The sequence below is a fragment of the Acinetobacter genomosp. 15BJ genome (genome assembly GCF_000400715.1).
Classification (GTDB): Bacteria; Pseudomonadota; Gammaproteobacteria; order Pseudomonadales; family Moraxellaceae; genus Acinetobacter.
The window spans coordinates 425,849-432,717 of the sequence record NZ_KE007346.1 but is presented as its reverse complement, the minus strand read 5'-3'; the positions used below and the strand labels follow the sequence as shown (position 1 = coordinate 432,717).

Annotated in this window: 6 protein-coding genes; all 6 read right to left on the bottom strand. The window is 36.9% G+C overall.

The window, feature by feature from the left end; all coding sequences use genetic code 11:
• Positions 1-6: 6 nt before the first annotated feature.
• From F896_RS14650 to F896_RS20195, 6 genes are read right to left on the bottom strand one after another with little or no spacing between them, the layout of a single operon-like run.
• Positions 7-441, bottom strand: coding sequence for a DUF262 domain-containing protein (locus F896_RS14650; RefSeq protein ID WP_016162862.1), 435 nt, complete (start codon positions 439-441; stop codon positions 7-9).
• Positions 434-2,011, bottom strand: a complete 1,578-nt coding sequence (locus F896_RS14655) for a DUF262 domain-containing protein (RefSeq protein ID WP_016162861.1) — start codon at positions 2,009-2,011, stop codon at positions 434-436. The genes F896_RS14650 and F896_RS14655 overlap by 8 nt, the downstream gene beginning before the upstream one ends.
• Before the next feature lie 34 nt (positions 2,012-2,045).
• A complete protein-coding gene (locus F896_RS14660; RefSeq protein ID WP_016162860.1) occupies positions 2,046-4,070 on the bottom strand; it encodes a DUF3732 domain-containing protein in 2,025 nt (674 codons plus the stop codon).
• Positions 4,067-4,519: a three component ABC system middle component gene (locus F896_RS14665; protein WP_016162859.1), complete on the bottom strand. Its 453-nt coding sequence runs from the start codon at positions 4,517-4,519 to the stop codon at positions 4,067-4,069. The genes F896_RS14660 and F896_RS14665 overlap by 4 nt, the downstream gene beginning before the upstream one ends.
• Entirely contained in the window at positions 4,516-5,643 is a 1,128-nt protein-coding gene (locus F896_RS14670; protein WP_016162858.1) for a hypothetical protein, read from the bottom strand. Before F896_RS14670 ends, F896_RS14665 begins: the two co-directional genes overlap by 4 nt.
• Before the next feature lie 9 nt (positions 5,644-5,652).
• Positions 5,653-6,867 carry a restriction endonuclease subunit S gene (locus F896_RS20195; RefSeq protein ID WP_016162857.1) on the bottom strand — a complete coding sequence of 405 codons (1,215 nt, stop codon included), beginning with the start codon at positions 6,865-6,867 and terminating at the stop codon, positions 5,653-5,655.
• Between the last annotated feature and the right edge of the window lie 2 nt (positions 6,868-6,869).

Below are 6,869 nucleotides of genomic sequence, written 5' to 3'. Positions count from 1 at the left end.
TGGGTTTTAAGACACCAAATCAAATGGCCGAAGACTTTTATAAGTTGGCTGCCTAGAATCTCCCAAGGGAAAGTCTCCTGATAATTCAGCGTATATCATACGTTGACGTTTTCCCTGCTTTGTATCCACTTGTATATAAGTACTTAAATACTCTTTTAATACAACGCTAATGAGCCATAAAGTAGTAAAGCGCTGTTGCCCATCGATCAAATCGAAATATCGTATACCCTCAAGTTCATTGACAGCTCGTTCAATAACTAAAGTACCACCTAAATAAAAATCGTTTTTAGCTTCCAACCATGCTGCAACAATATCGTCCAGTAAAGTATAGATTTGCTCTTTACCCCAAACATAAAGACGCTGATAAATTGGAATGTTAAAAAAATATTGTTGGTTGATTACATCATTCAAAGTAATTAAGTTAGATTGAAACTCAGACATAAGTAATTCCTTTGAACCTTGAATCGATTTGTTTCATTTGGTTAGCCAACTGACCTTCCGCAGTAAGCTCAATATACTCTGCCGTTTTCTTTTCTAGACTTTCAATACGGTAATATTTGGAAACTGCAGTGATATAACGCTCTTGTACAAGTCTGTTACCTCCAATTTTCATTATCCATCCATTATTTAATGTGTAAGTTGTACTTACATCCTTTTGTTTTAGGAAATCAATTACATCATCACATTCATATGCATTGGCAATAACATCAAGCAAATTTCGCTTAGAATCTCTTAAAAATTTAATTGGGGTCTCGCGCCTAATATCTGATTGAGATAAACGAATTTCACCAATTCGATGATCAAGCCATAAAGTAAAACGCAATAATCCTTTACTACCCAAACGATCAAAATAGACCAACAAACATAAACGGAATAGACTTTGCAAGTAATGAGAAAGAGTTTTCACTACTTGATTGTAAAATTGCTGCACTGCTTGGATTTCAAGATCTCTACTTGGCTTGTGTACTAACAAGTTAAGTATCGCTGCATATTTTTCCGCATATAAGAAAAAACCCACACCACGACTGATTGGTTGGCGTAGTGAGAATGGCAAATATGCAGATTGCAATCCAAGTTGCTGACGAGTTGGGTTTAAGTAAAAGTCATTATCATGGGTAAGATTAAGTGATTGCCCCCATTGGTTTGCACCAGCAGGATACAGTTTGACTTCGCCCAATTCAGTATTTTTGGTCCGATTCCCAAAATGCGAGAACATTTCATCTTTACTTTCTAACTCAACAACTTGATTTCCCGTCCAATTGCGCGCACGCCATAGATAATAATGAAAGAGCTCAGGTGCAAAATCGTGAGTAGGACTAAGTTTACTAAACGTTCCTTGTAACTGCACACTCTCCCAACGATAAGCACAGTGGCTTTGCAATAGCTCATCTAAGTGAGCATCAGCACTTTTAATTGCACGCAAATGGAATGCTTTGAGTAAATCTGTACTACCTAAAGGCACACCTCGATTGTTTTGTGTATCAAAAAATGTAAATGCTAGATCTTCTTTGGTTACTTTGATCACAGTAAAAAGAAGACGATCATATACTTCAATTAGCTTAGCGCACTCTAAATTGTTCTTATCAAGCCAATTTTTTATTGTCAGTTTCGCTTGCTGGATATTGACCTTTGAACGAGATGAACGAAAAGAGAATTGAATATGTGTAGGTAATCTCTCATTTAACAGCCAATATAATACTGCAAGCGAAGTCAGGCGTTGCTGCCCATCAATGACGCATAAGTTGCTCTGCTTTTCATCTACTTCCCGATGTAACAATATGGTGCCCATGTAATAGGCTTTCTCATGACTATCTTGAATAAAAGACACTAAATCATTTAAAAGTTGGATAACCTTATCAGCCCCCCAAACATAAGCACGCTGATAGTTATCCAGTGTAAGAGGACATTTCAGATTGGCTAAATTTTTAAAGCTCAATAGTTCTACTAACACATCTTTTTGATCTGATATTGTTAAATCATTAGACGTTGTTATAGCTTGTTTAATTACCACATAATCCTCTTTTACTTAGAGTAGTTTTGAGAAACTAGGCTTCTTGTAGCAAGGGATGAATAAGCCCCCGAGTACGCCATCTATTTCCATTTACTAATGATTCAAACTCAACTCGATTGTCTAAAGTAAGGTTATCTGCATGATCCGTCACAATAATTTGTGGACAAAATCCGTTATTCAATTCGAGCTCATTACAATATGTTGATAGCTGACTGAATAAGTTTTCAACGGCCTTAATATCTTCATCAATATTTTGGCTAATATTAAGTGATATACGCTGCTCTGCTTCTTGCGTTTTTTGCTCTTCAAAAGTTGTGGAGTTGTCACGGTTAAAATTTGGAAAATACACTTGGGTCGGCTGATCCAAAAACAATACCGAGGGAATGGCACATTTTTCACCTAACTCAGCAAAATACTTATGCATGGCTAAAAATAAGGTTACGTGGCAGTAAAGCCAGTTTGCACCACTTCCCATTGATCTTAGATAGATTTTTTCGCCATCAGGGGTTAAATGATAAAGATCAAATGTTTCAAATGAGAACTGGAGATTAATTGGTTTATAACTGGCTTCGAACTCAAAATGACTGCCTATTTCAGCCATGTATTCGTTTACCTTGTTCGATGCTTCTGCTAAACCTTTTTTTACATCGTACTCATTAAGTGCATCAGTAATCGTTTTAAGTTGTTTTTTTAACTCTTTAATTGCTTTTTCAAGCTCAATATCATCAGCCATATTAAGGGTATCGAGAAGTACAAATAGCTTAACTTTTTGCATCAAAACACTTTCATATAGACTCTTTTGTTTCGCAAGCTGTTCATCTGTATTCTCAATTTCTGTTATTTGTTGGTTTAACTCTGTCAATGTATTACTTACACCCTCAATGTTACGCTGTACTTCAACTAATGACGATTCAAATTTTGCTTTCATTGGGCGAGCTTGAGCAAGATTACCCGATACTTTAGTAATCGCCTGCTTTAATTTTTCCGCACTTTGTCTCAAGCTGTCTTTTTCAGTATGGCAAAATGGGCATACTGATGTGGAAATATGAACATGCTCAGGTAAGTTAAACTGTTTTATATTAACAACAAATCTTTCTTCTTCTTGAATATGCTTATGAATGGATGAAGCTTGGCGTTGCAACTTTCGTAACTCAGCAGTTTTTTGATTACGTGCCAGTTTCAACTGTTCATAGCGTTGTGTCATAGCATCGGAATTATGATCTATTTTTTCAGTAACTATGATTTCATCAAGTTGATCTTTGGCACTTTGCGGATGGCGAAGTACCTTATCAAGTGTTAATGGTTCACTTTTAAATCCCATCAAAGCATACAGTTGGCTTAAAACCGGACCAACTTTTTGTTTATAATTTTCAGAAGTACGCTTATTAGTCTCTTTCTGACGCTCTAAACTTCTAACCTCTGTACTTAATCGCTCTTTTTCTTGTGATAGATGAAAGAATTTTTGATCGACAAGCCCTAGAAATATCTTTGTATGCTCAATAGTCTGATCTCGTTTTTCTTTCTCATCGAATCGATAAAATAGTGCATGCTTATTGGCAACAAGATTTTGATGTTGGAGCATAAATGATGAAAAGCTACGAATAGATGGTGTAGGTGCTTTCCGATTACCTCTATAGGCTTTTGCTACCAATGACTCATCAACATCATCGATATCTAAGAAAAAGTCTCTTAAGTGCTTTTTAAACTCACCCAATGGACGAAAATAGCTAACATTAAAGTAGTCACTGTCAATTTCTTTAGTGTTGAAAATCTCAACACGACGAAAAAATGCTTTTGTAGGAATATCAGGATCACGCGCAAGCACCATATCTTGTTCGCTAACCCTAAGCGCTACATAATAAATTGACGCGCTTGTTGTAATAACACCTTTAGGAATCGTGTTTTCCCCACTTCCAAAGCAATAATCAAAGATTTCAATTAAGGCACTCTTACCTGTTGAGGACTTACCCGTCACAATGTTAAGCCCTGTTCTAAAATTAACAGGATGCTTAAATCCTTGTTTATCAATAACACCAATTTCATGAATGAGTGTTCTCATCGTGGTTTTACCCCTAAAAATGCATAAATCTCTACGATAGAGTGTCCACTGAATAATCTCCCTAACTTTTCTGCACTTTTTTGAGTGAGAAAAGTTGATCTAACCTCATCACATTTCGCTAAGGATAGTTGTTGTTCATTAACCGATAGCCAATCATTGACTAAACAATACTGAATACACTGCTCCGTTAAAGTTTGAAAACTGTCAATTCGATCCTGTAAATTATAGAGTTGGGAGCGGTCGTTAAAGATCGACCAAATAGTGCTTCGCTTATTTGAGTTAAATAACTTTTGATTAAAAAAAGGATGGCTACACAGTGGAATGACTAACTGGGCTAATAAAATATTATTCTCGGACTTATCTACGGCACAATAAAAAGATGCTAAGTAAGGTCCATACTCAAATGGATTGTACTTTATCTCATACATAGCTTCGACAATACTACTCACGGTTCAATTTTCCATTTCAAATTTCGTTCCTCATCATCCATGGCATCGTGTATTAAACCATTTTTATATTCGATAGGCGGCGTATCGTTGCCCATATTCAATGGATGTTCACCCATGATTTTGTTATAAAGTAGCTTCGAGCTTTTTATCGGGTCAATTATCTCAAGTTTTGCACTCGAATGAGCAAGTTTATATTTTTTAACTAATTGGTTCTGATAGGCAATTGTTTTATCTTTATAAAGTATGGACCCATCAAGCTCTTCCATCAAAGAGTTTTGCAACTCAAGCCAGTTACCTACAGCTTCAGGTATCATCTCATGATGCTCAATTTCAGCAATTTTTTGCACGAATGGTCGATCTTGATGTAATTCAACTTCAAGCTCAGATGCTTCAAATCCTAAAAAGAATGGAAATGTGAATTCTTTTTTACAAAGAAGTGCCGTTAACTCTTCGCACTTCGTAGCAAAAGCCTTCTGGCTAATGCTCCATGACTGTTGCGTTGCTTGAGCATATACAAATCCAACTAAGCCATGAAGATAACTATTTAAGTTATTCCTCGGTATACCAACTGGTTTAGCCAGAATCTGCTTTTCTAATTCTTGTACATTATCAGCCTCAGTAAACAAGGTAACTTTTCCAAGCACACTTTTAAGCAAAGCCTCATCACAAGCCATTACAGCTATCTGCAATTTGATTATATCAGATGGTTTTTCAGCATTAATCTGCTCATCCGTACGCTCGGCAAATACAGCCTGTAGCACAGCCAAACGTTGCTCAGCGGTTTGTATATTCCAATCCCTTAACCGCGTGGTTGCACCAAAAGCTTGAGTAGTGTGCAAAACCAAAATACCATATTGGGCATGGTTAAATTCTGGAGCTAACCAGTTCTTGAGTGTTTTCCAGAAGTTTTCGTGATGGTCAGTAAGCGGAGCTGCGTAGTCTTTAACTTCGGTTTGAGTCGAGGCTAAAGCATTTGGTGACATCAAGCTAACGTCACCATCTTTTTCAAACCAAACTGATTGCCCCTCTTCAAGTGCAAAGCACTTGTCCAAGCCAATCAGAACTTGGTAATGAAAGGCTAAGGCAGTTGTTAATGCAGCATTTTTGGTTTGACCACCACTCATACTCCCTCCTTAGAGCTCGCCTTTGAAGGCGGAATCGAGAATTGATGCTTTGAGTTGCTGCATCATTGTTATTTTTTCAGAAATTTCGAATTTAACCTTTGTAGCTAGTCGGTCAATTTCGTTGATTTGTCTAACAATACTTTTTTGTTCATCCTGAGTGGGAACTGGGATTTTTATTTCAGAGAGAATTTTCAGATTAATATTTTTCTGAGCTGCCGCATTCGCTTTGCTATCAAGCTGTTGCTGTAGTGTTGTCAGAAAATAATAAAGATAATCTGTCTCTAATTCCAAGGAAGATATACCAACAACACTGTCTGGGAAACAAGCATCCATCCCCAAAATTGCCACATCACCGATGTTTGCCGCGATTGTTAAACAGATGGTATCCTTTGACCATAGCTTGCTCTGCTGTAAGCCTTTTTCATTGTATGTTGCTGAATAGTTTGTGATGTATTTTTTAGCATTACGTACATCCCCTGTTTGAATAAAAGGATACTCACCACCAAATAATGACTTATCGTTTCTAGGTCGGTGTTTGGACTTGCCTCGCGCTACTTCAGCAACTTCATTTAACTCTCTTAATGGCCATTTGTCTTGACCTGAACCAAATACACAAGCCAATTCACTTGCATACAATGCATTAGCCAGTGTAATGCTTTCCTGCAAATGCTCAATAGCAGTATTGATGCGGGTGAGTAATGCATCGAGTTTTTCGACGATGCGTTTTTGTTTTTCTAATGGAGCTATCGGAATATTAAAGTTTTTTATAGTTCTTAGAACAATTCGCTTGATTGCAGCACCCGTCTTGCTTCCAATTGCGAAATCTTGAAACTCAGGTGACATAAGAAAATATTTCAAGTATTCAGGTAAAAGCAACTGTTTATCTGGAACGATAATTGCCAAAGATGATAGTACAACAAATTCATCATAATCACTTGTTACTTGAGCAACCTTCCCAACAGTACCATCTTTGGAAAGTAATAATGAATCAACAGGTGGTAAGCAATTCCCTTTCTTAAGAGACAGAAAGTCCTCTTCTGAGATTCGCTTACAATTAATTGTATCTATATACCCTTTATTATCTATATCCCTAACCGTCACATAAGGGAAACCATCTTCAACTGTTTTAGGTGATGCATGAGCTCCGTCAGTAATTTTTGTACAAACTTCATTAAATGTCTGCCATTCCCAACCTTCTGGTAATTGATATAAAACCTGCTCCATGC

What these genes read in the sequence shown, in the direction of transcription:
- F896_RS14650 (WP_016162862.1), bottom strand. Translation starts at nt 441, where the DNA reads ATGTCTGAGTTTCAATCTAACTTAATTACTTTGAATGATGTAATCAAC.
- F896_RS14660 (WP_016162860.1), bottom strand. Translation starts at nt 4,070, where the DNA reads ATGAGAACACTCATTCATGAAATTGGTGTTATTGATAAACAAGGATTT.
- F896_RS14670 (WP_016162858.1), bottom strand. Translation starts at nt 5,643, where the DNA reads ATGAGTGGTGGTCAAACCAAAAATGCTGCATTAACAACTGCCTTAGCC.
- F896_RS20195 (WP_016162857.1), bottom strand. Translation starts at nt 6,867, where the DNA reads ATGGAGCAGGTTTTATATCAATTACCAGAAGGTTGGGAATGGCAGACA.